A 24,937-nucleotide genomic window follows, 5' to 3' on the forward strand; every position below is an offset into this window, starting at 1 on the left:
TTGATTCAAACACACGCCGCCTGCCCGGAAACCTCAGGCTCCCGTGCGCTGCTGGCGCGGCTCTAGCACGCAGCGCAGGCACACGCAACAGACCTGACGGCACCACGGCACCATCCCGATGCCGCCGGGCCATCCGCTTTCCCGTGCATGCGCACGCCCCCGTTACAGGTTGGCGGGATCATACATGTCCGGTACCGTTTCGGAAACAGCAAAGCGGCAATTTTGTAGCGCCGCGACGCCATGGGATGACGGATTTGGCGGGAACTGGTATGCGGTTTTCGCATACCAGACGCGCATCACCTTGAATCCAGCAGGGCCGCCACGTCCTGCGCGGTTTTGCGGGCCCGGATTCCGGTTGAAACCACACCCAGGGCCGCGATACCCAGGGCGGCGCCAATCATGCACCACCACACCACATGCGTGGCCTGCGGAAAGTCCGCCCACCGCACCCCGCCCGTGCTGCCCGCGCTCAGTGCGCCCCCCAGTGCAATGCCCAGCAACGCCCCCACCTGCCTGCTGGTCGAGGCAATGGCCGCCGCAACACCCGCCTGCGCGCGCGGCATGCCGGCAATGGCGGAATTGGTAATGGGCGCGTTGCACATGCCAAACCCGCACCCGCACAGCCCGTAGGAAACCAGCAGCGCCCCCAGCGGCGTCGTGACATCCAGGCCGGTCAGCACGATGGCACTCACCACGAATCCGGTGGCCGAAAGCAAAAGCGGTAGCCGCGCGCCATACCGCCCCGTCAGCCGCCCCGAAAGCGGGGCGCACAGCATGCTGCCAAAAGCGAAAGGCAGCGTGCACAGCCCCGCCTGCAGGGCGGGAAGGCCCCGCACATCCTGAAGATAGAGCGTATTAAGGAACAGGAAGGCACTGAAAATGGCAAAGGCCAGCACCGCGATCACGATGGCACCCGAAAAGGGCCAGGCCCGGAAGAACCGCAGGTCGATCAGGGGGGCCGCCGCACGCTGCTCAACCAGGACGAAGGCCACGATGGACAGCAGCCCGAAGCCCAGGAAGCCCGAAATGGTGGGCGAGGCCCAGCCGTAATTATGCGCCTCGATCAGGCCCGACGTCACCATCGCCAGCGCCACGATGGCCAGAAGCTGGCCCGGCGCGTCGATCCCGCGCCCCGCCCCGCCACGGGATTCAGGCACGAAGCGCAGCGTCAGCATGATGGCCACCAGCCCGATGGGCACATTGACCCAGAACACCGCCTGCCAGCCCACCCAGTGCACCAGCACGCCCCCCACAACCGGCCCCAGCGCCAGCGCCACACCCGAAGTCGCCCCCCATATGCCAATGGCCTGCGCGCGGGCACGCGGCTCCACATACACATTGGTCAGGATGGACAGCGCCACGGGGTTGAGCATGGAGCCGCCGATACCCTGCACCGCACGCGCCAGGACCAGCATCTCCACGCTGCGCGCAAGGCCGCACAGGGCCGACCCGCCACAGAACAGGCCGATACCCAGCAGGAACATCCGCCGCCGCCCGAACCGGTCCGCCAGAGAGCCGACCAGCAGCATGAGGCTGGCCACCATGAGGGTATAGGCATCCACCACCCATTGCAGGGTGGAGAAACTGCCGTGCAGCTGCGCATGGATGGAGGGAAGCACGACATTGACCACCGTCACATCCATCATGACCAGCAGCAGGCTCAGGCAGCATGTGCCCAGCACGACGCGCGGATGGATGGTGGTGGAAGAATTTGCTGCCATGTAAGGATCACCCCTGCCGGTACGGCACGACCAGTGGCCGGAGCCTGCCGCAATTCCGGTCATGGATACCGGAACGGAAACCTGTTTCAAGGGGCTGTATGGAGCGGGCGAAGGGAATCGAACCCTCCTCAGAAGCTTGGAAGGCTACTGCATTACCACTATGCTACGCCCGCCCATAAGGTTGCCCGACCTATACCTTTTCCGCCCCGCCGGTGGCAAGTGCTAAACCCGCGCCAGCCCGCAATGGGATAAAACTTTTGATTTTTATGCCCTGCCCCCTTGACTTTCGACGCCAGTCATACTTTTTTCCGCTTCCTGTGCCGGGTTCGCATGGATGACCCGAAACGGCGCGGCTTTCCGCCACGTCACATGTTTCGGGCTTTCGCAGGCGGCTTTGCAGGGGTGTAGCTCAATTGGCTAGAGCGCCGGTCTCCAAAACCGGAGGTTGCGGGTTCGAGACCCTCCACCCCTGCCATTCTCCGGTCGGGCATTACCCTTCCGGCCTGGCACCCGATGGGTCGGGCCACAATGGTCCGCACCGGTTCTAAGGCCCCGCACTGGCTGGAGCAGTCCGGTTGGTGCGCCGCGGCGTTGCAGGAAGGGTATTTCGTGTCGGTCAGTCCCGCGAAATTTGTCGAAGACGTACGTGCCGAAGCCAGAAAAGTCACCTGGCCCACGCGACGCGCCACCCTGATGACAACGGGTGCGGTCCTGGCCATGGCCGGTCTTGCATCGGTATTCTTTTTCCTCGTCGACGAGGTGATCGGCCTTGCCGTACGGAAACTCTTCGGACTGGGAGGCTGAGTTCAGCCATGGCCAAGCGGTGGTATGTGATCCACGTCTATTCGGGCTTCGAAAAGAAGATAGCCCAGCACATCACGGAACAGGCCGCCCAGAAGGGTCTGGCCGACCATTTCGGTGAAATCCTTGTTCCATCGGAAGAGGTGACCGAAATGCGCCGTGGCCAGAAGGTCAATTCCGAGCGCAAGTTCTTCCCCGGTTACGTGCTGGTCAACATGGAACTGACCGATGAGGCGTGGCACCTGGTCAAGGACACGCCCAAGGTCACCGGCTTCCTGGGCAGCAAGACCCGCCCCTCGCCCATTCCCAAGGTCGAGGCCGAACGGATCATGAAGCAGGCGCAGGAAGGCGTGGAACGCGTGCGCCCCTCCGTCACCTTCGAGATTGGCGAGCAGATCCGCGTGGCCGATGGCCCCTTCACCTCGTTCAACGGCACGATCGAGGAAGTGGACGAGGAACGCGGCCGCCTGAAGGTCAGCGTTTCCATCTTCGGCCGCTCCACCCCGGTGGACCTGGAATACAATCAGGTGGAGAAGGTCTGAACTTTCCCCGTTCCTGAAAGAAGGCGCCTCCGGGCGCCTTTTTTATTGCCGGACTGTTCACCCCATCATTCAATGACAAAAGTTTCTGGGTGCCGCCTTTTGTCAAAAAGGCGGCGTTCTTCGAAGCTTTTTGAAAAAAGCTTCACCAAAAACTTCTTTATGGTTCCAGGTCTTTTTTACCGGTGGGCTGGGGCAGGCGCAGGCGGCAAGGCCTGCAGCCGGTCAGCCGCCATGTCCGCCACCTGTCCCGTCAACTGGCTCAGGGCCGCCACCATCGCGCGCGTGCCACTATCGGTAGGGGTGGCACTGAGCACAAGCGGCACGGACAGCGCATGTTCGGCATCCCCCACCCTGTGTACCGACAGGCTGCCACCCAGATGCACCACGCCGCTGGCATCACGGGCAAAGCGGGTAATCTCCACTTCCACAAATCCCTGGGGCGGCACGGTAGTCGCATCGTTCTGGGCAAACACGCCGTGGCCGGGCAGGCGCTGCTGCAGGTCGGTGGCCAGCACATGGCCCAGCATGGGGGCCAGCGGCTCACTCCATGCCGCCCCCGCCAGCGGGGTCAGGCTGTAGTCATCCTGCGTGCCGACAATGTTCTGCCGGTCCAGCGAGGGCGGCACGCCGGGGGTGCGGACCTCGATCACGGTGGGCACCTGCCCCCCCATCCCCACCTGCTGCGTGCCGGCTATGGGGGCCAGTGAGTACAATGTCGGGTCGGATGAACCGCAGCCTGCCAGTGCCAGCAGCCCCGCCACTGCGGCGCATGCTGCCACGCGCGGCGGCCGGGGGGAAGTGAAATGCCAGAAGGGGCGTTGCATGTCTTATCGTCCCGTAATCAGTGCGGAGGGGTGATGGGTCAGGAAATCCGACAGGAAGCGCAGCGAACGCGCGGCGTCATTCAGCTGCTGCATCATCTGCTGCAGGTTGCGCTGGAAGTCCGTATCCCCGCCATAGCTGGACAGCACCGAATTGGCGCTCTTGAGTGTCTTGTCCATGCCACTGAGCAGCTGCGGCATTTCGGAACGCGCATCATGCGATATGACCTGCAGGTTCTGCAGCGAACTGCGCAGCGCGGTCAGCGCCTGCTTGGTATCGGGGCTGTTGATGCGTGCATCGGCATGGGCCAGCAGGCTGTTCAGGTTCTCGCCCATCTGGGTCAGCGGCATCGCGGCAATCTTGTCGCTTACGACCGATAGCGAATCCATGATCCCGGCCATGCCGCCCGCCTGGCCCGGCAGGACCATGGCATCGCCTTCCATCTGGACCTGCGCGGGCTTCGCGTTCCTGACAAAGGTCAGCGCAATCTCGGATTCGCCAGTCAGCATGCTGGTGCTCTGCACCGAAGCGCGCAGCCCGTCCGCCACCTGCGTGCGTAGCAATTCGGCCAGGGCCGCGGGCGAGACCTGCTGGTTATCCAGCACGCGCTCGGGCTGGAGTTCCATCGCCACACGCACCCGTGCCCTGCCCGAAGCGGGGTCCACCTGCAGGCGGACATCATCGATCATGCCGACCTGGATGCCGAACATGGTCAGCCTGCCGCCCCTGGTCAGGCCGGATACGGAACTGGTGATGTAGGTGACAAGCGGAATACGCTCACGGTAGCCCGCGCTATTGGCTTCTTCCGCACTGTCGTAAAGCTGGAAAGTGGTGTCGGAACCGGCCGTGGCGGGCAGGGTGTTCTTCTCGTTGCGGGCATCGGGCGGGTCGAACGCAACCCCACCGGACAGCAGCGCCTGCAGCGACTGCAGCTTGATCTTCAGCCCACCCGGCCCAAGGCCCACCTGCACGCCCGATACGTTCCAGAAGCGTGTGTTGGTACGCAGGTAATGGTCATAGGGTGCCTGCACGAAAATCTGTACCCTGATCGGACCACGCCCTTCGGGCGGCATGGTGTAGCCCAGCACTTCACCCACCACCACGTCACGGAAGAAGATCGGCGCGCCCTGCCCCAGCGAACCGAGTGACTGGGTAATGAGCGTATAGGTATGCCCCGGCTGGTCGGAACGCACGCCCGGCGGGGCTTCCAGCCCCGTAAAACGGGTGGTGTAGCGGCCACCCGGCTCGCCCGCATCCATGGCGATGTAAGCCCCCGACATGACGGTTTCCAGCCCCGTAACACTGGCGCCGTTGATGCGCGGACGCACGACCCAGAAGCGGGCGTGGTCGGTCAGCATGCGGCCGGCCACCGAGGTCATGCGCACGCGCACTTCCACATGGTGGAAATCATCGCTCAGACGGATGGAATCGACCGTGCCGAGCGAGACCGCCTTGTTCTTGACCTCGGTCTGGCCACTGGTCAGGCCATCGGCGGTATCGAAAGTGATGACGATCAGCGGCCCGCGCCCGGTTATTCCTTTCCAGCCCAGGTAGCCCGCAATCAGCAGGGCCACGATCGGCACAAGCCAGACAACCGAGAAACGGTATTTCCGCGCACGGGCCTGTGGCACCACACCATGCGGGTCATTGGATGGAAAATCGTCATTCACGCCTGATCTGGCTCCATGCGGGCTGGCAGGACACCAGCCGGGGGTAGGGAAGAAGGGGAAGACGCAGCCGCGCGATCATGCTGCGCACGCAGCACGGCGGGCGGCAGGCCATCGGTTACCGGGCCATTGCGGCCGGCCGCGTCCCACATGATGCGCGGGTCAAAACTCCATGCCGCCAGCAGGGTCAGCACCACCACGGCGGCAAACGCCACCATGCCCGCATTGGCGGTGACACTGGCCATGGCGTTGAAGCGCACCACCGCCACCAGGATCGAGATCATGAACACATCGATCATCGACCACCGGCCCACCATGTCCACCAGCCGGAACAGACGGGTGCGCGCCACCAGGTGGCCACGCGCGCCCCGCCAGGTCTGGCTGATCATCCAGCCCAGGCTGAGAATCTTGAGCATGGGCACGGTAATCGAGGCAAAGAACACCAGCAGCGAGAGCGGAATCATGCCGTCCTGCCACAGTTCGATCGCACCTTCGATAATGGTGTGCCCCCCGCCCCCGCCCATGCGCAGGAAGGTCATGACCGGATAGAGGTTGGCGGGAATGTAGAACACGATGGCGGCAATCAGGAAGGCGGTGGTGCGCGTAAGCGACTGCGGCAGGCGGCGCCACACCCTGTGCTCACAGCGCGGGCAGATGCCCACGCAGTGCAGGCTGGAAACCGGATGCGCCAGTTCCCCCACCAGCCCGCAGGACGTGCAGGCCACCAGATGGTCCACCGGCGGCAGGCCGGTCTGGTCAACGTGGGCATAGTCCACCGCCACCGTCTGGCCATTTTCAGTGCGCGTGACCCTGTCAATCCGGCGGTGACGCCAGATCATCTCGGTATCCAGTGTCGAATCGGTGGCCGCCATGGTCAGCATCAGCGCGCCAATCAGGTACACGGCCGGCCCCACATCCACATGCGCCATGTCGGTCAGCTTGGTGTAGGCCACGAATATGCCAAGGATATAGACCTCGACCATCGACCATGGCCGCAGCTTGTCGTACCAGACCAGCACGCGCGGCGCCCAGTCCGGCAGGCGCGTGCACGAAGCGGCGTACAGGATGACGAACATGAACCCGATCGCGACCGCAGGCGCCAGCACCGTAACCGCCCCCACCAGGATGCCCGCTTCCCCCCACCCTTCATGCATGAGTTCCATCGGCCCGGTCAGCAGGTCCACCGTGCGCTGCCTGCCATAGACATCCAGTGTCATGAGCGAGGATGCAAGGGCGGCAAGATAGAACGCGGCGGAACTGATGCAGAAGGCCAGCGGCGTTGCCAGCGGTGCGGTGCGCCGCCTGCGCGCCAGCTTCTGCCCGCAGCGGGTGCATGTGGCCTGCTCCCCCGCCGCCAGATCGGGCACGCGCTGGTACAGCCCGCAGCCGGGGCATTCCGACAGGCCGCCAATGATGCGCACATGCGGGACGTGCCCCAGCCCCGCATCATCGCAGCGCAGCCGGGAGGAAGAAGATGACATGCTCATACGGGGTCCAGCATATAGACCAAATTAAAATGGGGAATGCCGCATTTGAGATATTGCATCATGCCAGCCCTTCGTTTATCAGACCCCACAGGTTTGCCGACATAGCTCAGGGGTAGAGCAACTGATTCGTAATCAGTAGGCCCTCGGTTCAATTCCGAGTGTCGGCACCATCCCTATATTCCTGACATCCCGTTGTTTTCTGTCATTCATGCTGCCCGTCAGGCATCATGGGTCCGCAGGCCTGACCGGGCATGAAGGCGGCTGCGTATCCCCGGCCCTACAGCCCGCACCACCCCAGAACAAGGCACATCCCCAGCCCCGCCACCCCGATCAGGGTCTCGATGACCGACCAGGTGCGCAGGGTCTGCGCCACACTCAGCCCCAGCGCGTCGCGCACCTGCCAGAATCCGGAATCGTTCATCGGGCCGAACATGACCGCCCCCGCCCCCGTGGCCAGCACCAGCAGTTCGGGCGAGGCGCCCTGCGCGTGCGCCATGATGGGGGCGACAATCCCCGCCGTGGTACTCATGGCCACGGTGGCCGATCCCACCGCCAGGCGCATGCCCGCCGCCAGCCCCCATGCCAGGATGAGCAGCGGCACATGCATGTCCACCGCCGTGCGCGCGATCGCATCCGAAATGCCGCTATCCATCAGTTCCGCGCCAAAGCCGCCCCCCGCCCCGATCATCAGCAGCAGTCCCGCCAGCGGGCCAAGGCACTGGCTGGAATAGCCAAGAACCTGTTCACGCGTCAGCCCGCGCCGCAGCCCCAGCGTCCAGAATGACAGCAGGGCCGCCAGCGCCAGCCCCACATTCGGGTCACCCGCAAAGCGCAGCACGACCGCCCACCCCGCCGCCTGCGGCCCCATGAAGCGCGTGGCCGATCCCGCCAGCATCAGTACCATGGGGGCAAGGATGGTAAACAGCGTAATGCCGAACCCCGGCAGGTCGCCACTGCCGCGCGGCGTGGCCGTAACATGCTGGCGCGCGGCCTGCGCCCCGGCATCGGCTGGCAGGCGGGGCACGATGAAACGGGTGTAGAGCGGGCCGGAAATGATGGCCACCGGCACGCTGACCAGCGCGCCAAGCCAGATCAGGCGGCCGATATCGGCATGATAGGCCGCAAGGGCGAACATGGTGCCGGGATGGGGCGGCATGTAGCCCTGCACCACCGACAGCGCGGCCGTAACCGGCAGCGCCACATGCAGCAGCGGCATTCTGGTCTGCTTTGCGATGGAAAAGGCCAGCGGCACCAGAATGACAAAGCCCACGGTAAAGAATACCGAAAGTCCGACCAGCAGCCCGATCACCATCATGGCCCAGTCCAGCCGCCTCGCCCCGGCCAGGGCGACCACGGTCATGGCAATGCGGTCCGCCCCGCCCGAAACCTCCAGCATCTTGCCCAGCATGGTACCCAGCGCGATGACGGAGGCGATCTGCCCCAGTACCTGCCCCGCCCCGCCTTCAAACGAGGCCACGACCTTCGTGGCCGGCATGCCGGCGGCAAAACCCAGCAGCATGGAGGCGATGAACAGCGCCAGGAACGGGTTGAGCTTGATGCGCTCGATCAGGAAAACAACAACACAGATGGCCATGACAGCCAGTAACAGGGCCATGCCGACCGACATCGCTGCTTTCCCTTCCCTTTAGCGCGAGAGCGGTGTCGCCAGCTCCCACCCGCCGCCCAGCGCACGGGCCAGCTGTATGGTGGCGGTAGTGCGGGTATCCTGGTTGGCCAGCACGCTACCCTGGGCATCCAGTGCCGCCATGCGGGCCCGCAGCACATCGCCCAGCGTGCGCTGGCCACCGGCATACAGCCCGGCCATATCGCGCGCAACCCGCTCCGCCTGCACCTGCGCGCGGGTCAGGTCTTTATCGCGGCTGTCCAGGCTCAGGCGGTTTTCATACCCGTCCTCCACTTCCGCCAGCGCGTGCAGCAGGCTCTGGTCATAGCCCGCCACCGCCGCATCCAGCCGCGCACTGGCGGCATGGATACGCGCCTGTACGCGGTTGGCGGTAAAAATGGGCAGGTAGGTGGTCAGTGCAATCAGCCCGCCAGTGCCCGACATGCCGGGAATCCCGTCAAAGCGCAGCCGCCCGTCACCGCCAAAGAATTCCAGCCCGAAGCGCGGCAGCAGGTCGGTCTTGGCACTTTTCAGCCGGTTGAGCGCCGCATCCACCTGGTCGCGCCGGGCACGGATGTCCGGCCTGCGTTCCAGCACGGTATCGGGCATCTGGCCCACCGGGGCGGGGGGCAGGTAATAGGCGGGCGGTGGCGGCAGGTCGGGCAGCCCTTCGGGCACCTGCCCCGACAGCACGGCCAGCCGCCTGCGCACAAGGTCCAGCCCGGCCACCTGCATGGGCCTGCGCGCCCGCAGGTCGGACAGTTTCTGGTCAATTTCCGTCACATCCGCCGCCGTGGCCTGCCCGGACGTAAAACGGGCCTGCCCATAGCCGCGCAACTGCTCCAGCAGGGCAATTGAGCGATCGGTCAGCGCAATCTGGCGTTGCAGTCCCTGGGCCTGCAGATAATTGCTGGCGGCATCGGCGGCGATGACCATCTGCACGCCGTGGAAATATTCCTCCTCCGCCTTCACACCCGCCTTCGCCGCCTTTACATCCGCATGGCGGCCGCCAAACAGGTCCGGCTCCCATGATGCGGTAATACCGGCCAGATGTCCGTCCGTGCCCGGATCATTGGCGGGCAGGCTGTATGGATTGCGCCAGTCCATGCCGCCACCCAGCATGTTGCCCGTAGCACCCACGGTGGGGTACAGCGCCGATTTTGCCACCGTGTGCAGCGCACGCGCCTCGCGCACCCGGTCACGCGCCATGCGGATGTCGGGACTGGCGGCAAGCGCCGTATCCACCGCGCGGGTCAGGGCAGGGTCATGCCACGCTTCCCACCAGCGTGTCAGGTCGGTCACGGGCACGGCCGTGGCCGGCCCTGCCTGCTGCTGCACGAACCGCCCCGGCACCTTTACGTGTGATGGCGGCACATGCGTATGAAAGGGCGAGCACCCCGCCACCAGCCCCACGGCCACCCCGAGACGGGCCATGCAGGCAACCTGCGTCAATCTGTTCCTCATCATTCCTGCCTTGCCAACATGGACCTGAAGCGCGAGAGCGCGAATGCCAGAAATACAATGCCCGTCACGGTCACGGTCAGCAGCGGCAGCATGATCGCACCCAGTCCCGCCCCCCGGTACAGGATGGCCTGTGACAGGTTGACGAACTGCGTGGTGGGCAGGAAGCGCACCACCACCTGCATGAGACGTGGCATGCTCTCCACAGGGGTTGCGGCACCCGAAAGCAGGTACGCCACCGCATAGACCGGCACCACCAGCAGCCCGAACTGCGGCATGGTGGGGGCAACCGTGGCCAGCATGATGCCCAGCGCCGTGGCCGAGAACAGGTACAGCAGCGCGCACGCGCCAAACAGCGTGACCGACCCCGCCAGCGGCACGCCCAGCCACACATGCACCACCAGCCACAGCGACAGCATGGCGCCAACGAATATGACCAGCCCGTTGGTCACGATCTTGGCCACCGCGATCTCGCTGGCGCTGACGGGCATGACCAGCAGGTGTTCCAGCGTGCCATGCTCGCGCTCACGGATCACCGCCGCCCCCACCAGCACGATGGAGAGGATGGTGATGTTGGTCACGATCTGCATGACCGAGGTGAACCAGCTGGATTCACTGTTGGGATTGAAGCGGATGCGGCTGGCGGCCTGAAAGGGGATCTGCTCCACCACCGCGGGCGCATGCAGCATGTCATCCACTTCCGCCAGCAGGATCTCGTTAAGGTATTCGGTGCCCAGCCCCGCCTGCGTCATGGCGGTGGCGTCCACGCGCAGCTGCACGGCGGGCGTGCGGCCGGCCAGTACATCCGCCTCGAAACGGGGCGGGATGTCGACCACGAAGATGTAATCGCCCCGGTCCATGCCCTGCAGGGCCTGTGCCCGGTCCACCAGCACGGCGGCCTTGAAATAGGGTGGCAGGACCGCATCGCGCATGCGGCGCGACAGGGCGGAATGATCCTCGTCGATGAAGGCGATGGTGGCGTTGGAGACTTCCACCTTCACCCCGTTGGCCACCAGCAGCACGCCCGCGGTAAAGGCGAACACGATCAGCCCCAGCAGCACACGGTCATGCACCAGGCTGCGCAGTTCCTTGCCACACAGCAGACCGACATTGACCAGCCAGCGCATCATGGCCTCATGCTTCCTGTTTTTTCAGCAGCAGGCGCGCCGCCAGCATGTAGCTGGCGGCAAACAGGCCCAGCATCAGGTACATCAGCCAGAAACTGCCGGTGCCCAGCCCCTTGGTAAAGCAGCCCAGGCTGATCAGCTGGTACCACGCCGCAGGAAAGCCCAGCCCCACAAGGCGGCTGGCCCCCGTAAGGGTGGAGGCCGGATAGAGCAGGCCGGAAAAGTTGACCGCCGGGATCAGGCACAGGATGGACGTGCCGAAGATGGCCGCCACCTGTGAACTGACAAAGGTCGAGATCAGCAGGCCCAGCCCCGTGGCCGAAAGTACGAACAGCACACCGCCGATTGTCAGCGCCAGCAGTGACCCCTTGAGCGGCACCCCCAGCACCACCACCGCCACAAGCACCAGCATGAAATAGCTCAGTGTCGCCAGCGCCACGTAAGGCGCCTGCTTGCCCATGAGGTACTGCCCGACCGAGGCGGGCGAGGCATAAAGGTTGACGATAGAGCCCACTTCCTTCTCCCGCACCACGCCCAGTGCCGTGAGCATGGTGGGGATCAGGATCAGCGCCAGCATGATCACGCCCGGCGTCATGGCGTAGATGCTGCGGAATTCCTGATTATAGGAAAAGCGCGGTTCCACCGTGATCGGCAGGGCCGCCTGCCGGGGCAGTTCACGGCCCAGTGTCGTGGCATAGCCCGCCAGCACCCCGGTGGCGTAGGCACGCACATTGGCCGCCAGGAACGGGACCGCGCCATCAATGATCACCCCGATTTCCGGCCTGCGCCCGGCTTCCATGTCGCGCGCGAAGCCTGCGGGAATATCCAGCGCCATCTGGGCATGGCCGTTGCGGATGGCCCGGTCCAGCGCATCCGCGTCCGCCACGGGGGCCAGTTCATGGAAATAGGCCGAACCCCGGAAACCGTCGATCAGGTCGCGGCTGATCGTGGTGCGGTCATGGTCGAGCACGGTAAAGCCCACGCCCTCCACATCGAACGAGATGCTGGAGGCCGCGACAACCAGCAGGATCAGCGGGCCGACCAGCGCGAAGGTCAGCCGCAGCCGGTCGCGCAGCAGTTCGACCGCCTCGCGCCGGGCAAAGGCCCAGGCACGCGGCAGCCATCCGCCCCCCACCCCGCCAAAACGGGCGGCAAGCCGGGTGACCAGCGCGTGCCAGCGCGTGGGGGCATGCGGTGGCGCGGGGTGGACCTGCGCATCCGTTGCCGCCTCGGCATCCTGAAGGTAGGCGATGAAGGCGGCCTCCAGCGTGGGGGCGCCGCGCTTCTTCACCAGTTCGGCCGGCGTGCCCACGGCCAGTACATGCCCACGATGCATGAGCGAGATCCGGTCGCACCGCGCGGCCTCGTTCATGAAATGGGTGGAGACGAAAATCGTCACATGCCCTTCGCGTGACAGGCGGATGAGATGGCACCAGAACATATCCCGCGCGGCGGGGTCCACGCCCGATGTCGGCTCATCAAGGATCAGGATCTCGGGGTTATTGATGCACGCCGCCGCCAGCTGCAGGCGCTGGCGTATGCCCAGCGGCAGGGCGACGGGGCTGACATCGGCGCAGTCACGCAGTTCGAACGAATCCAGCGACTGCTCGACCATCCGTGCCGCTTTTGCAGCCGGAATGCGATACAGCCGCGCCTGCAGCATGAGATTCTGCCGCACGGTCAGTTCCTCGTACAGCGAGAACGCCTGCGACATGTACCCGATCCGCATGCGGGTCTTCATGTCGCCCGCCGTGATCTGCTCGCCAAACAGTTCCGCCGTGCCGCTGGTCACATCCAGCAGGCCGGTCAGCATCTTCATGGTGGTGGACTTGCCGCAGCCGTTGGAGCCAAGGAAGCCGAAGATCTCGCCCCGGCTTATGGTAAAGCTGACGTCACTCACCGCCGTGAAGCTGCCGAAGCGGCGGGTCAGGTGCCGCGCCTCGATCGCGGGCGGGCCGCCGGGGTTGGTATAGGGGGGAATGGCAAGGCCACCCTCCTGCGGGCGGCGGCCTGCGGGCAGGAGCGCGATATACGCCTCTTCCAGCGATTTCGTATGCGTGCGCTCAAGTACATGCTGCGTGCGGTCACTGACCAGCACCCGGCCGCTGTCCATGGCCACCAGCCACGAAAAGCGTTCCGCCTCCTCCATATACGCGGTCGAGACGATGACCGTCATGGACGGGCGCTCGGCGCGCAGCTGGTCCACCAGCGTCCAGAACTGCTGGCGCGACAGCGGGTCAACGCCGGTTGTCGGTTCATCAAGGATCAGCAGGTCCGGATCATGCACCAGCGCACAGCACAGGCTGACCTTCTGCTTCATGCCACCAGACAGGTGGCCCGCCGCCCGGTCGGGAAAGGGGGCAAGGCCCGTGGCGTCCAGCAGGCGCTGGATGCGGGCGTCACGCGCGCGGGCATCCATGCCGAACAGGCGGGCAAAGAAGTCGATGTTCTCCCATACCGACAGGGTGGGGTACAGATTGCGCCCCAGCCCCTGCGGCATGAAGGCGGTGCGCGGCAGGAACCCCTCACGCGCGTGGCGGTCTCCCATATCCGCCCCCAGCACCCGCACCGTGCCCGACTGCAACCTGCGCACGCCCGCGATCAGCCCCAGCAGGGTGGACTTGCCCACCCCGTCCGGCCCGACAAGGCCGATGGTGGTTCCCGCCGGCAGGTCCAGCGTCACGTCATCCAGCGCCGTGACCGCGCCGTAGCGGTGCGTGACCCCCGTAATGGCAATGCCCGGCGGCGGGGCCGACCGGGCGTTATGCGGCGCCTGCCCGGTCATTGCGGGGCATCGGCCACATCAAGCGCCGCGGGCCAGCGGGCGGCGGGATCGGTGCGGACGTACCCATCACCCGTCATGCCCGCCTTGAGCACGCTGCCGTAACGCCGGGCGGTGGCGGGATCGATGCGCAGCTTGACGCGATAGACCAGCTTGTCACGCTCGGTCGTGGTCTCGACATATTTGGGGGTGAACTGGGCCTCGGGCGAGACGAAGGAAATCGTGGCCGGAATCACCTGCTGGTGCAGCGCGTCCAGCGTGATGCGCGCCTGGTCCCCCACATGCAGCTGGCCTGCCTGCAGCGAGGGATAGAAGATGGTCAGGTACATGTCGGTCGGGTCCAGCAGCGAGGCAACGCGCCCGCCGCCGGGCAGGACGGCCCCCTGTTCCACGATCCGGTATTCGATCCGGCCCGCGACGGGGGCGCGGATGGTCATGTCGTCCTCGGCGGACCGGGCCTGGGCCACCTGCGCGCGGGCCGCCTGTTCGGCGGCAACCGCCGCATCGACCGCGCGCGCAGCCGCCTCAGCCCCCGCCGTGGCGGTGTCCAGACCGGTCTGGTGCTGGGACAGTTCCATATCCGATACCAGATGCTGGCGGAACATGGTGCTGGCATGCTCAAGGTCAAGCCGGGCCAGATGCAGCGTTGCCTGCCGCGCATCCCGCTCCGCCCCCGCGCGGGCCACATTGGCCTGTGCCGCCAGAAGCTGGGCGCGGGCGGCGTCCAGGCTGGCCTGCGTGCTGGCATCATCCTCGCGCGCCAGGACCTGGCCTGCGGCAACCACGTCCCCTTCGTGAAATTCCAGTGCCGTGATCCGGCCGGGATACTTCACCGCCACATCAATGCGGGCCAGTTCCAGCCGCCCGTTGGCGCGCGCAAGCCCCGGCGGCAGTTCGTCGTGGTGCTGGACCACGTACCACCCTGCGCCACACCCCACCGCAACCACGGCCACACCGGCACCGACCGCCACATCACGCCACTTCATACCGCATGCTTCTCCCTGCCCGACGCACAGGCCGGCACGGGGCCGGAACAATACATCATGCACAGTTACGCCCGCCCCGCGGGCCTCTTCATGATCCCGTCCTATACCAGTGCGGGAGGATACGAACTGATGCAGGTCATTTACAGCGCCTGCCCGGCACACGGCGTTGCGTCGCCTTCCTCCATCACGGCTTCGGCCCGCCCCAGCACCCCGGCCAGCACCCGCATCATGGCCTGAACATGCTCGGGTGGCTGGCCGCGCAGCACGCGGGCCTCCATGGCCGCGCAGGTGGCGTGAAAGGTCTCGCACTTGCGCCGGCCACGCGCGGTCAGGACCAGGTTCTTGGCACGCCGGTCATCATGGTCGGGATGGCGCTCGACCAGTCCCTCGCCTTCCAGCAGGTCCAGCACGCGCACCAGGGCCGAACTGTCGGTATTCATGGACTGGGCCAGGGTGCGCTGGCTGATCCCGTCGGGCAGCATCATCAGGTAGGCGAGCGGACGCATCATGGCCATGCTCATCCCCTCCGCCCGCAGGGCACGGTCCAGCACGAGCCGCCACGTATTGGCCAGCCGCATGGTCAGGAAGGTCATCCTCATATCCTCGAAACCCGCGCCCTTGATATCGGGCAATGGTGAACGTCCGGTCATGCTCATCCCCTGCTGGTACCACCGGGCCGCGCCAGGACCCGCCCCTGCCCGATAGCATGAGAGCGGGCGGCGGATCATGACCCCTTTATGCGATGGCTGCCCGGCAGCCGCGCGCTGCCTGGCAATGCCTGTCCCGCCAATATAATTGACATGGCATTAATTGTCATACAATACATTGCAGGCCCAGCCCCCTTTATCTTCATGCGGCATGCGTTATCAGGAAGCGCCCATGCCGCAGCCGGGAGTCCACACCCAGATGTTGTCCAGCTTCATGCGCCGTTTCGCCAGCGATACCCAGTGGGCCGCCACGCGCACCACGGCGGCCTTCAGCGCGCGGGCGCTTCTTTCGGTCGGCATTGCGCTGTTCCTGGCCTTTGCCTTCCAGCTCCAGTCCCCCATGAGTTCGGTCACCACGGTCATGATCGTGGCCAACCCCACCGTGGGCGCACTGGTTTCCAAAAGCGTGTGGCGTGTAATCGGCACCATTATCGGTGCTACCATCAGCGTGGGGCTGATGGCGGTGTTCGTGCAGTCGCCGGTGCTGTATTTCATGGGGCTGTCGTTCGTGGTGGGGCTGGCCTGCATGGCTGCCACCTTCCTGCGGCTGTTCCGTGCCTATGCCGCCGTGCTGACGGGGTATACCATCGTCATCATCTCGGCCCCCGCCTTCGGGGACCCGGACGGCATCTTCCTCAGCGCCATGTCACGGCTTTCCGCCGTGGTGGTGGGCATCGTGACCACGGCCACGGTCTTCATGGTGACCTCACCACGCCGGTCGGATACGCTGTTCACCCAGATCCATGCCCTGTTCCGTGACACGGTCAGCTATATCCTGGCCTTCCACCAGGGGTATGCGGATGTCGCGGCCCCCGGCGCGGAGGGACCACCCGCCACCACGTTCCGCGCTCTGCCGTCCGACTTCCATGACAGCCGTGCCGCCATGCTGGCGCGGATCGGCCGCCTGTCGGATGCGGTGGAATATGCCGCGACCGACAATTACGACATAAGCGTGCGCCAGCGCGAGATCCGCGCGGGGCTGGCGCGGCTTTCGGGCATCGTGGCGTCCTATCACCCGCATACCATCACGGCGCCGGACACCGCGCAGGACCGCGCGGTGCATGGCGAGATCGTGGCCATGCTGCGCCACCTCATGGACCTGACCGAAGGCCGCACGCTGGAATCCGCCTGGCCGGAAGGCTGCGCACGCATCCGCCTGACGCGTGACGCCATGATTGCCCGCGCGCGGCAGAGCATTTCCCCCCAGTCGCTGCTATTCCTTGATGACATACAGGACCTGGTGGGCCAGATCGAAACCGCGCTGCTTGACCTGTCACGCCGCGGCAGCGCGGGGCGCAGGCTGCGGCTGCAACCCTATCTGGAATGGCCCACGGCCCTGCGCAACGGCGCACGCGGCGCCACGATCACCCTGCTGACCGCCCTGATCTGGTATGTACTGCACTGGACGGCGGGACCGACCATGATGCTGTACGTGGTGGCGGCGGCCAGCCTGCTGTCCACCCTGCCCTCCGCCTCACGGGCGGCGGGGCTCATGGCCACGGGCACCGCGCTGGGTGTGCCGGCGGGGCTTCTGTGCCATATCTACCTGCTGCCGCAGATCGATGGCTATCCGCTGCTATGGCTGTCGCTGTGCATCATGCTGCTGCCGGGGGTATGGTTGCAGTTCCACCCCAAATTCGGCATTGGCGCGTTTGGCTACGGCGTGTTTGCCACCGTGATGCTGCAGGTGAACAACCCGATCCATTATTATAATGACATCGGCCTGTTCAACGGATGGATGGCACTGCTTATGGGCTGCATCATGCTGGTGCTGTCGTTCCGGGTCATCCTGCCGCCCAACCACCGGCTGGACGCGGCCCGGCTTGTCACCTCGCTCACGCGCAGCCTGCGCAGGCTGGCGCTGTCGGGCCGCAGGCAGGGCACGGAATGGCTGGTATGGGAGAACCTGCAGCTACAGAAGGTGATCCGGCTGGCCATGCGGCTGTCCTTCTTCGCCAGGCCTGCCGTCATACATCAGTATATCGATGCGGCGCTGGCCACCCTGTCACTGGGGCGGCTGGTCGAGCGCATCCGCAGCATCGCCACCAGCCCGGATATAGACAATGCCCAGCGCACGGCCATTTACGATGCGCTGGACACGTTTGCCGAACTGGCACACAACCCGCTGCTGACCGCAGCCGCCCTGATCCGCGCGGCCGGCATGCTGTGCCCGCCCGATGCGATCACGCAGCGCCCCCCGGCCCAGGTCGAGGCCATGGCCTGTCTGGAACAGGCCGGGCGGATCATCCGCGACATTCCCGGCTTCCTGGACCAGCGCGGGCCGCTGCAATGGGCGGAGGACTATCCCGCCGCCCACCGGCCGCCGCTGGCCGCCGTCAGGTCGGAAGCTGGCTGAGTACCGAGAACGACACCGCATCCATCACGGTGGTGTCCACCTCATCGCCCGGCTTGAGGGTCTTGAGGAATTCCTGCATTGCCTTCTGGCGGACCAGCACGACGCGGGTGATGTCATCGGGATCGACAAAGACCACCTGGTTGCGGGTGGTATCGACGCCCGTCACCTTCACACGCTCACGCTTGAAGGAAACCATCATGCCATGCGGGTGCGGGCCGGTGCGGGTGCCGGCGGCATTCTCGGTCGATTCGGGCAGGGGGGAACCCGGCGGCGCGATGGCGGCATCAATGGTGCGGACGATGCGCAGGCCAATCTTGTCACCGGGGTGCAGGACCGGCAGCTTGGCGCGCAGGTCGGGGTCGACGCGCACGGTATCCAGATTGCCCGCCTTGTCACGCAGCAGGATCATGCCCGCGTCGTGGTCCACGCTTTCCACAATGGCGGTGGCCGTCTGGTTGCCCACGATCACCGGGGCCTGCGCCAGGGCGGGCCGGGACGGCGCGGACAGTGCGGCAACACCTCCCGCCACGACGGCAGCCAGGGCCACCGCCGCGCGGCGGGGTGCAAACAGCTTTACGTTCATGTTTATTATTCTTCCCTATAATACTTAACAGATGCAAAACGCGGCTGGCGGGCCTGCGCCCGGTCCAGATTCCCTATCCCATAACGCATGCGAAGGGTCATGTATCCAAACATGTAAGCGTATGTGTCACGGCCGTCAGGCATAATCCGGCACACCGGGCATGACGACAAAACCCGGCAGGCGCCGCAGCCCGCGCGCCCAGCGCCGCAGGGCGGGACAGGTGTCACGCTCCACCCCCAGATCGGCCGAAAGCGCGAACACCACGAACAGCACCACATCGGCAATGCTGGGCGCGGGCGCTGCGAACCATGCCTCCCCCGCCAGGGCGCGGGCGGCCATGTGGTCTTCCATCCGGCGCAGGAGGGCTTCAAGCGGGACCGTACCGGGCAGGACCGGCAGCGTGGTGCCAAAGGCGGCCGTACGCAGCGTGGCCAGCGTATCAAGCGCGGTCGCGCCAAAATCCAGCCAGTCCATGACCACCCATCCCTGCACGGGATCAAGCCATGTGGGGGCCACGCCGGGCTGGCGGGCGGCAAACAGCAGGATCGTGCACGGGCGCGACAGCCGCGTCCTGCCCGCCTGCAGCACGGGCGGGCAGAGGCCGGATTCCAGCCCCGCGGGGCGCTGCCCGGGCGCCAGGTCCATGTCCACCGCGCGCGTGGCAAAGGGCAGCCCCATAAGCGACAGGCCAAGACGGACGGCATAACAGCGCACATCCGGCGTCCAGTCATGCAGGACCAGTGCGTCGCTCATGCCAGTTCCCCCATGATCCGGGTGGTGTCACCCCCGCCTTCCACCCCGTCGCGCAGCCGCTCCGCCCAGCGTGACAGCACCAGCGGGGACGGGGCCTGCGCATCCCGCGCCCGCACCACATGCAGCATGGCCTGCCCCGCCACCGGCGCATGCACCGCAAGCCCGACCGGGCCGCGCCATGTCATGGCCACATCCGCATGCATGCCCAGCGCATGGCGCAGCAGCCCGGCCCCGGCGGACACATGCACGCTGCGCACCGGCTGCACTACCGGCCATGGTACCGGCATGGTGGCGGGAAAAGCCCCCGCACCCTCCATGCCAACCCAGGCAAGGCCCGCATGTTCACGCACCATATGGGTACGCACCTGGATGGCGGCGGGCACGCGCACGTTGGGGTGGGCCGGGATCAGCCTGCACCGCGCCGTGCCGCCAAACTGCCAGCCATGATACAGGCAGCCCAGCGCGCCCTCGCGCACGAAGCCAAAACTCAGCCGCATGCCGCGATGGGGGCAGCGGTCCTCCCACGCATGCAGGGTGGCGCTGTCCGTGTCCTCACGCCACAGCACGACCTCGTGCCCGTCAATCCGCACACCCGCGACCTCCCCACGGTGCAGGTCGGACAGGACACTGACCGGATGCCATCTTTCCATCTGTTGCGCCTTTTCCCCTTCATCCGGCCCGGATCATTGCATACCGCCCCGTGGGTGGCGCACAATGGTCCGTATTCTTTCACGCAATACCATGACGCGCCATGGCATACCGCAGGCAGGAACCGGGCAATGACACAGATCACTCCCCCCGATGAAACCGTTATGGACCAATGGCATGTCATCAGTCCCCTTTCGCAACTGCGCAGCATGCCGACCGACACCATGCTGCTGGACCGGCCCATCACCTTCGGCCATGACGCGCAGGGCAGGCCATTCGCCTGTGACGTAACCCAAAAGCGCCTGCTGCCCGTGCGGGCGCGCCATGGCTGCCTGTGGACCTGTCCTGGCACCCCTGCGGGTGATATTCCCGCCATTGACGAAGCACTGGAACCGGACCGCAGGCTGGTGGATTGCGGGGTGTTCACAGTGCGCACCTCCGCGCCGCGTATCGTCGAGAATTTTCTCGACATGGCGCATTTCCCCTTCGTGCACACCAACATCCTGGGGGCCGAGCCGGACACGGAAGTCGCCCGCTACACCATAGAACTGCGTGAAGGCGGCAACGAGATCTGGGCCACGGACTGCCATTTCTACCAGCCACAGGCCGCCCTTTCCGCCACCGACGGGATCGATACCGAATACCTGTACCGCGTGGCAGGCCCGTTTGTGACGCTTCTGTACAAGACCTGTCCCGCCCGGCCCGGACGCTTTGACGTGATCGCCCTGTTCGTCCAGCCCATGACGCAGGAATGCGCGCGGGCGCATCCGGTGATGTTCCTGATAGACGAGGCATCCCCCCTGGCCGACCTGGTGGAGTTCCAGCAGACCATCTTCCTGCAGGACCGCATCATACTGGAAAACCAGCGCCCGCGACGGCTGCCGCTTTCCGCCGGGGCCGAAATCCCGACCATGGCGGACCGCATGTCGGTCGCCTACCGCCGCTGGCTGCGCGATCGCGGCATGACCTATGGCACCACGGCCTGAACACCTGCGTCCAGCGCATTACCCCCTTCCCCCCGGTGGGGCTGCGGGCCTGCGGCGCATGGTGTAAGCCTGCTGCACCAGCACAGGCAGACAGGACAGGAGCCACACATGACCGACCAGACCACGACCAGCGCCTTCGATCAGGGCAAGGCCGCCGCCACCAAGGGCGAGCCACTGATCGAAAACCCGTTCGACGAAACGCTGCCCGCCTATGAACAGTGGAACAGGGGCTGGTGGAGCGTGCGTGAAAACGATGGCGACTTCGACCCCTTTGCCGAGAAATAGGCCATCGGGGCACGATGGCGTGAAGTCATCCAAACGTGAGCACGCGCCCATTGCGCCGGGACACGCCCGCATGGAATGAAGGGGGCTGACGGTTCGTTATAGCAGATATGCGACTGTCCTCAGGATAAGGCGGCATCGGCAACGGTGCCGCCTTTTTCCGTCCCCCGCCGGGTCAGGAGCGTGCCGACATGCTGCCCGGTGCTGCCGGCCGCAGCGTGGGGGCCGGTGCGCCGTCCACACGCGCGCAGACCCGCAAGCCCAGCAGCGCACTGGCCGAAGCCAGCAGGACGGGAACCCACATGTCATGCCCCAGCTGCGTGAATTCGATGCCAAGGGCAATGGCCGTAAGCGGCATGGACATGAACGTGCCCAGAAAGGCAATGCCCCCCAGCAGCGCCACCGTACCCATGGCAACCGGCGGCAGGAACAGGTTCCACACCCCCGCCAGCACGGTGGAAAGCAGTGCCCCCATGGCCAGGCTGGGGGTCAGCAGGCCACCGGCCGCGCCGGCCCGCACCGCCCCCATGATCGCCACGAATTTAAGCACCAGCACCACCGCGGCCAGCTGCACCCCCATCTGGGCGGCCAGTGCCAGCTGCATCGGCCCGCGCCCGTTGCCTGGCAGCTGCGGATAGAAACAGGTCGCCACCCCCAGCAGCGGAAACACCACCAGGCACCAGCCGATACGCGACACCCCCGTCGCCGCCCGGTTCTGCACGACAGCCATCACGCGCCTGGCCATATGCGCCGCAATGCCGACAACCGGCCCCGCGCACAGTGCCCACAGTACCACGGGCACGGTCACCGCCATGGCCCCGGTTTCATACTGGTGCACATTACCCAGCACCGCCCATGGCACGCACGCCCCGATGGCCGAGGCCCCCATCGCGCACAGCACCGCGCGCTGGCCCGTGGTGCCCAGCAGCACTTCCAGTATGAACAGCGCACCACCCAGCGGCACATTGTACACCGCCGCAAGCCCGGCCCCCGCCCCACACGCGATGATGATGCGCCGGTCGGCCGCCACCAGCCCCAGCATGCGGCCCGTGCCGGTGGCCAGCACGGCACCCAGTTCACGCGGCGCCACCTCACGCCCCAGCGGGGAACCCAGGGCCACGGTCACGATCTGCAGCAGCAGGTGCACAAGGGTGGAGAGCGGCGGCATCGGCCGCCCCAGCTCCGTCTTGCCCACGGCCCCGCCAATGCTGACCAGCGGCCTGCCGAAACGCCCCAGCGCCCACCAGCCCACACCCGCCACCACGCCCGCCGCGCACAGTGCGGCCACCCGCCGCCACGCGGGGGCGGCACTGACCCCCTGCACAAACGTATGCGGGCCGCCCGGCTGGCCGTAGCCGTAAGCCAGGTGCTGGATCATGTGCAGCAGCAGCGACAGCACCGTTCCCCCCAGTCCCGACAGGATGCCCGTCACCACGACCGCGACGGCCATGACCGGCCACGGCGTATGGGACACGGAAGCGGAAGGGGAGGAAGCAGGTGCGGACATGACGTTATGAGGTAGGCCGGATCGGGGATCGGGCGCAAGCCGACTTTGCAGGGATGCATGGACACGGAACCGGACAGGTGACACACGCCCCCGGCCCATGCGGGCGGCGGGGCCGGCAGCATGCGAAAGACCGGAACGGGAAGTGCTGCATTGTTCATTACGATATGATATCGACAACGCACCTGCCCCCTGTCATGCCCTGCTCCGGGAGCGGGTGGCGGGGCATGCACAATGGCCACACCTGCCCCGGGGTATGAAACTGCGGCGTAAAGACAGTAGCCAGTTCATATTGTTTACAGATATGGTTGCCTTTACGGAACAGAGGCAGCTAAATGAATTTCCAGGGGCAGGGCAGGAAGGGAACGAAATGAAATTTGTCATTGCCATCATCAAGCCATTCAAGCTGGATGAGGTGCGCGAGGGATTGCACTCCATCGGGGTGGATGCCCTGACGGCCACCGAAGTGAAGGGATATGGCCGCCAGAAAGGCCAGACCGAAATCTATCGTGGCGCTGAATACAACATCCAGTTCCTGCCCAAGATCAAGCTCGAGATCGCGGTGCCCGCCACCCAGTGCGACAAGGTGGTGGAGGTGATCCAGAGCGCCGCGTGCACCGGCAAGATCGGAGATGGCAAGATTTTTGTTCTGGACCTGCAACAGGCAATACGTATCAGGACACAGGAAACCGGAGAAAACGCGCTGTGATCACAAAGATTGGCAAGATCGGACGCCATGCGGGGCTGGCCGCAGCCGTAACCGCCGTGTCCCTGCGCGGCCTGCCCGCCATGGCGGCTGATGCCGCCCCCCCCGCGATCGACACGGGCGATACCGCATGGATGCTGGTCAGCACGGCACTCGTGCTGCTGATGACCATTCCGGGCCTGGCCCTGTTCTATGGCGGCATGGTCCGCAAGAAGAACGTGCTGGCCACGCTCATGCAGTCCTTCAGCATATGCTGCATCATGACGGTTGTGTGGATGGTGCTGGGCTACAGCCTGACCTTCACATCGGGCAATTCCTTCATCGGTGGCCTGTCGCGTATTATGCTCAACGGCATGGGCGCGGGAATCAGCAAGGGTGCCGACGTGCCCTTCACCATGGCCGCGGGCACTGACGCCGCAACCGCCATGACCATTCCCGAAAGCGTGTGGATGACGTTCCAGATGACGTTCGCCATCATCACGCCCGCCCTGATCACCGGCGCCTTTGCCGAACGCATGAAGTTCAGCGCCATGTGCGTGTTCACCATCCTGTGGGGCCTGCTGGTCTATGTGCCGGTGGCCCACTGGGTATGGGGGCCGGGTGGCTGGGTTGCGGGCCAGATCGGCGCGATCGACTTTGCCGGTGGCACGGTCGTGCATATCAATGCCGGTATTGCCGGTCTGGTCGCCGCCCTGGTGCTGGGCCGCCGCAAGGGATATGGGGAGGAAGACCTCTCCCCCTACAACCTGACCTATGCCGTCATCGGTGCCTCGCTGCTGTGGGTGGGCTGGTTCGGCTTCAACGCGGGTTCGGCCGGGGGGGCGAACGGCCGTGCGGGCATGGCCATGGCCACCACCCAGATTGCCGCCGCCGCCGCTGGCGTATCGTGGATGTGCGCCGAATGGATGAAGACCGGCAAGCCGACCGTGCTGGGCATCATCTCCGGTGCCGTGGCGGGACTGGTGGCCATTACGCCTGCGGCTGGCTTCGTGCTGCCCGGTGGCGCGCTGGTGATCGGGCTGCTGGCCGGTGTGATCTGCTTCTGGGGGGCTACGGGGCTCAAGCACATGATGGGCTATGATGACAGCCTTGATGCCTTTGGCGTGCATGGCATTGGCGGTATTGTGGGCGCGCTGCTGACCGGCGTATTCGCCTATGGCCCGCTTTCCGCCACCGATGCCAGCCCCGAGGGCGTGGTCGGCTCCTTCCACCAGCTGGTGGCGCAGGCGGAATCCGTGGGCGTGACCATCATCTGGTGCGCGGTGATCAGCTTCATCCTGCTCAAGGCCATTGACCTGACCATCGGGCTGCGTGTCAGCCGGGATGAGGAAATGGAAGGTCTGGACATGAGCCTGCATGGTGAACGGATCAATTCCTGACCCCCTGCCCTGA

21 protein-coding genes and 3 tRNA genes are annotated in these 24,937 nt (G+C 65.7%); 9 read left to right on the plus strand and 15 right to left on the minus strand.

From position 1 onward, the window contains the following. Window positions 1-296: 296 nt before the first annotated feature. Entirely contained in the window at window positions 297-1,721 is a 1,425-nt protein-coding gene (locus CFR78_RS10085) for an MFS transporter (protein ID WP_034929583.1), read from the minus strand. A 99-nt stretch (window positions 1,722-1,820) separates the two neighbouring features. Continuing rightward, a tRNA-Gly gene (locus CFR78_RS10090) sits at window positions 1,821-1,894 on the minus strand. A 225-nt stretch (window positions 1,895-2,119) separates the two neighbouring features. Here CFR78_RS10090 and CFR78_RS10095 point away from each other — a divergent pair. From CFR78_RS10095 to nusG, 3 genes are all read left to right on the plus strand, one after another. Then, window positions 2,120-2,196: transfer RNA gene (locus CFR78_RS10095), tRNA-Trp, on the plus strand. A gap of 134 nt (window positions 2,197-2,330) precedes the next feature. Further along, window positions 2,331-2,525: a preprotein translocase subunit SecE gene (secE, locus tag CFR78_RS10100; protein WP_007397644.1), complete on the plus strand. Its 195-nt coding sequence runs from the start codon at window positions 2,331-2,333 to the stop codon at window positions 2,523-2,525. An 8-nt stretch (window positions 2,526-2,533) separates the two neighbouring features. Then, window positions 2,534-3,064, plus strand: coding sequence for a transcription termination/antitermination protein NusG (gene nusG, locus CFR78_RS10105; RefSeq protein ID WP_007397643.1), 531 nt, complete (start codon window positions 2,534-2,536; stop codon window positions 3,062-3,064). Window positions 3,065-3,240: 176 nt separating this feature from the next. On the opposite strand, the gene CFR78_RS10110 is transcribed toward nusG, so the two are convergent. Genes CFR78_RS10110 through CFR78_RS10120 form a run of 3 tightly spaced genes read right to left on the minus strand, consistent with a single transcriptional unit; the run spans window position 3,241 to window position 7,040 of the window. Next, window positions 3,241-3,888 carry a PqiC family protein gene (locus CFR78_RS10110; protein WP_034929581.1) on the minus strand — a complete coding sequence of 216 codons (648 nt, stop codon included), beginning with the start codon at window positions 3,886-3,888 and terminating at the stop codon, window positions 3,241-3,243. Between the two features lie 3 nt (window positions 3,889-3,891). Next, entirely contained in the window at window positions 3,892-5,556 is a 1,665-nt protein-coding gene (locus tag CFR78_RS10115) for a PqiB family protein (RefSeq protein ID WP_110581108.1), read from the minus strand. Further along, window positions 5,553-7,040: a paraquat-inducible protein A gene (locus CFR78_RS10120; protein ID WP_034929579.1), complete on the minus strand. Its 1,488-nt coding sequence runs from the start codon at window positions 7,038-7,040 to the stop codon at window positions 5,553-5,555. Before CFR78_RS10120 ends, CFR78_RS10115 begins: the two co-directional genes overlap by 4 nt. A 95-nt stretch (window positions 7,041-7,135) precedes the next feature. On the opposite strand from CFR78_RS10120, the gene CFR78_RS10125 reads away from it, so the two are divergent. Next, window positions 7,136-7,210: transfer RNA gene (locus CFR78_RS10125), tRNA-Thr, on the plus strand. Window positions 7,211-7,317: 107 nt separating this feature from the next. On the opposite strand, the gene CFR78_RS10130 is transcribed toward CFR78_RS10125, so the two are convergent. The 6 genes from CFR78_RS10130 to CFR78_RS10155 all read right to left on the minus strand — a co-directional run bounded on the left by CFR78_RS10130 (window position 7,318) and on the right by CFR78_RS10155 (window position 15,676). Next, window positions 7,318-8,667: a GntT/GntP/DsdX family permease gene (locus CFR78_RS10130; RefSeq protein ID WP_007397639.1), complete on the minus strand. Its 1,350-nt coding sequence runs from the start codon at window positions 8,665-8,667 to the stop codon at window positions 7,318-7,320. A gap of 18 nt (window positions 8,668-8,685) precedes the next feature. After that, window positions 8,686-10,128 (minus strand): TolC family protein, encoded by a 1,443-nt coding sequence (locus CFR78_RS10135; protein WP_034929576.1) that lies wholly within the window; start codon window positions 10,126-10,128, stop codon window positions 8,686-8,688. Further along, window positions 10,128-11,255, minus strand: coding sequence for an ABC transporter permease (locus tag CFR78_RS10140; RefSeq protein WP_034929570.1), 1,128 nt, complete (start codon window positions 11,253-11,255; stop codon window positions 10,128-10,130). The genes CFR78_RS10135 and CFR78_RS10140 overlap by 1 nt, the downstream gene beginning before the upstream one ends. A gap of 4 nt (window positions 11,256-11,259) precedes the next feature. Then, window positions 11,260-14,037, minus strand: coding sequence for a ribosome-associated ATPase/putative transporter RbbA (rbbA, locus tag CFR78_RS10145; protein WP_034929567.1), 2,778 nt, complete (start codon window positions 14,035-14,037; stop codon window positions 11,260-11,262). After that, on the minus strand, window positions 14,034-15,020 hold the full coding sequence (locus tag CFR78_RS10150; protein WP_007397634.1) for an HlyD family secretion protein: 987 nt from the start codon (window positions 15,018-15,020) through the stop codon (window positions 14,034-14,036). Before CFR78_RS10150 ends, rbbA begins: the two co-directional genes overlap by 4 nt. A 140-nt stretch (window positions 15,021-15,160) precedes the next feature. After that, window positions 15,161-15,676: a MarR family winged helix-turn-helix transcriptional regulator gene (locus CFR78_RS10155; protein ID WP_181417521.1), complete on the minus strand. Its 516-nt coding sequence runs from the start codon at window positions 15,674-15,676 to the stop codon at window positions 15,161-15,163. A 202-nt stretch (window positions 15,677-15,878) separates the two neighbouring features. On the opposite strand from CFR78_RS10155, the gene CFR78_RS10160 reads away from it, so the two are divergent. After that, the gene (locus tag CFR78_RS10160) at window positions 15,879-18,083 is read left to right on the plus strand and encodes an FUSC family protein (RefSeq protein WP_034929564.1); all 2,205 of its coding nucleotides are present in this window, start codon (window positions 15,879-15,881) and stop codon (window positions 18,081-18,083) included. On the opposite strand, the gene CFR78_RS10165 is transcribed toward CFR78_RS10160, so the two are convergent. The 3 genes from CFR78_RS10165 to CFR78_RS10175 form a co-directional block, all read right to left on the minus strand. Further along, entirely contained in the window at window positions 18,064-18,666 is a 603-nt protein-coding gene (locus CFR78_RS10165; RefSeq protein WP_034929562.1) for a preprotein translocase subunit YajC, read from the minus strand. The genes CFR78_RS10160 and CFR78_RS10165 overlap by 20 nt on opposite strands. 135 nt (window positions 18,667-18,801) lie before the next feature. After that, window positions 18,802-19,419, minus strand: a complete 618-nt coding sequence (locus CFR78_RS10170; RefSeq protein ID WP_034929559.1) for a glutathione S-transferase family protein — start codon at window positions 19,417-19,419, stop codon at window positions 18,802-18,804. Continuing rightward, window positions 19,416-20,069 (minus strand): Rieske 2Fe-2S domain-containing protein, encoded by a 654-nt coding sequence (locus CFR78_RS10175; protein ID WP_034929558.1) that lies wholly within the window; start codon window positions 20,067-20,069, stop codon window positions 19,416-19,418. The genes CFR78_RS10170 and CFR78_RS10175 overlap by 4 nt, the downstream gene beginning before the upstream one ends. A 129-nt stretch (window positions 20,070-20,198) precedes the next feature. Here CFR78_RS10175 and CFR78_RS10180 point away from each other — a divergent pair, with 129 nt between their 5' ends. Both CFR78_RS10180 and CFR78_RS16260 read left to right on the plus strand, forming a co-directional pair. Next, a complete protein-coding gene (locus tag CFR78_RS10180) occupies window positions 20,199-21,053 on the plus strand; it encodes a vanillate O-demethylase oxygenase (RefSeq protein WP_034929556.1) in 855 nt (284 codons plus the stop codon). A 108-nt stretch (window positions 21,054-21,161) separates the two neighbouring features. Next, window positions 21,162-21,338, plus strand: a complete 177-nt coding sequence (locus CFR78_RS16260; RefSeq protein WP_007397626.1) for a hypothetical protein — start codon at window positions 21,162-21,164, stop codon at window positions 21,336-21,338. A gap of 172 nt (window positions 21,339-21,510) precedes the next feature. Here the strand turns inward: CFR78_RS16260 and CFR78_RS10185 are convergent, their stop codons facing one another. Next, on the minus strand, window positions 21,511-22,842 hold the full coding sequence (locus tag CFR78_RS10185) for a chloride channel protein (protein WP_240471361.1): 1,332 nt from the start codon (window positions 22,840-22,842) through the stop codon (window positions 21,511-21,513). 367 nt (window positions 22,843-23,209) lie between these two features. Here CFR78_RS10185 and CFR78_RS10190 point away from each other — a divergent pair, with 367 nt between their 5' ends. Together CFR78_RS10190 and CFR78_RS10195 are read left to right on the plus strand one after the other, a co-directional pair. Beyond that, complete coding sequence (locus tag CFR78_RS10190; protein ID WP_034929552.1) at window positions 23,210-23,548, plus strand: P-II family nitrogen regulator; 339 nt, start codon at window positions 23,210-23,212, stop codon at window positions 23,546-23,548. After that, on the plus strand, window positions 23,545-24,924 hold the full coding sequence (locus tag CFR78_RS10195; protein ID WP_034929551.1) for an ammonium transporter: 1,380 nt from the start codon (window positions 23,545-23,547) through the stop codon (window positions 24,922-24,924). The genes CFR78_RS10190 and CFR78_RS10195 overlap by 4 nt, the downstream gene beginning before the upstream one ends. The last annotated feature ends 13 nt before the right edge of the window (window positions 24,925-24,937 follow it).

Origin of the sequence: Komagataeibacter rhaeticus (assembly GCF_003207855.1) — a bacterium.
GTDB classification, from domain to species: domain Bacteria; phylum Pseudomonadota; class Alphaproteobacteria; order Acetobacterales; family Acetobacteraceae; genus Komagataeibacter; species Komagataeibacter rhaeticus.

Coding starts and splice junctions, on each gene's coding strand:
- CFR78_RS10160 (WP_034929564.1), top strand. CDS start 15,879: ATGCGTTATCAGGAAGCGCCCATGCCGCAGCCGGGAGTCCACACCCAG.
- CFR78_RS10175 (WP_034929558.1), bottom strand. CDS start 20,069: ATGGAAAGATGGCATCCGGTCAGTGTCCTGTCCGACCTGCACCGTGGG.
- CFR78_RS10190 (WP_034929552.1), top strand. CDS start 23,210: ATGAAATTTGTCATTGCCATCATCAAGCCATTCAAGCTGGATGAGGTG.
- CFR78_RS10165 (WP_034929562.1), bottom strand. CDS start 18,666: ATGAACGTAAAGCTGTTTGCACCCCGCCGCGCGGCGGTGGCCCTGGCT.
- CFR78_RS10085 (WP_034929583.1), bottom strand. CDS start 1,721: ATGGCAGCAAATTCTTCCACCACCATCCATCCGCGCGTCGTGCTGGGC.
- CFR78_RS10120 (WP_034929579.1), bottom strand. CDS start 7,040: ATGAGCATGTCATCTTCTTCCTCCCGGCTGCGCTGCGATGATGCGGGG.
- CFR78_RS10170 (WP_034929559.1), bottom strand. CDS start 19,419: ATGAGCGACGCACTGGTCCTGCATGACTGGACGCCGGATGTGCGCTGT.
- CFR78_RS10155 (WP_181417521.1), bottom strand. CDS start 15,676: ATGAGCATGACCGGACGTTCACCATTGCCCGATATCAAGGGCGCGGGT.
- nusG (WP_007397643.1), top strand. CDS start 2,534: ATGGCCAAGCGGTGGTATGTGATCCACGTCTATTCGGGCTTCGAAAAG.
- CFR78_RS10140 (WP_034929570.1), bottom strand. CDS start 11,255: ATGATGCGCTGGCTGGTCAATGTCGGTCTGCTGTGTGGCAAGGAACTG.
- CFR78_RS10150 (WP_007397634.1), bottom strand. CDS start 15,020: ATGAAGTGGCGTGATGTGGCGGTCGGTGCCGGTGTGGCCGTGGTTGCG.
- CFR78_RS16260 (WP_007397626.1), top strand. CDS start 21,162: ATGACCGACCAGACCACGACCAGCGCCTTCGATCAGGGCAAGGCCGCC.
- rbbA (WP_034929567.1), bottom strand. CDS start 14,037: ATGACCGGGCAGGCGCCGCATAACGCCCGGTCGGCCCCGCCGCCGGGC.
- CFR78_RS10110 (WP_034929581.1), bottom strand. CDS start 3,888: ATGCAACGCCCCTTCTGGCATTTCACTTCCCCCCGGCCGCCGCGCGTG.
- CFR78_RS10130 (WP_007397639.1), bottom strand. CDS start 8,667: ATGTCGGTCGGCATGGCCCTGTTACTGGCTGTCATGGCCATCTGTGTT.
- CFR78_RS10135 (WP_034929576.1), bottom strand. CDS start 10,128: ATGAGGAACAGATTGACGCAGGTTGCCTGCATGGCCCGTCTCGGGGTG.
- CFR78_RS10185 (WP_240471361.1), bottom strand. CDS start 22,842: ATGTCCGCACCTGCTTCCTCCCCTTCCGCTTCCGTGTCCCATACGCCG.
- CFR78_RS10180 (WP_034929556.1), top strand. CDS start 20,199: ATGACACAGATCACTCCCCCCGATGAAACCGTTATGGACCAATGGCAT.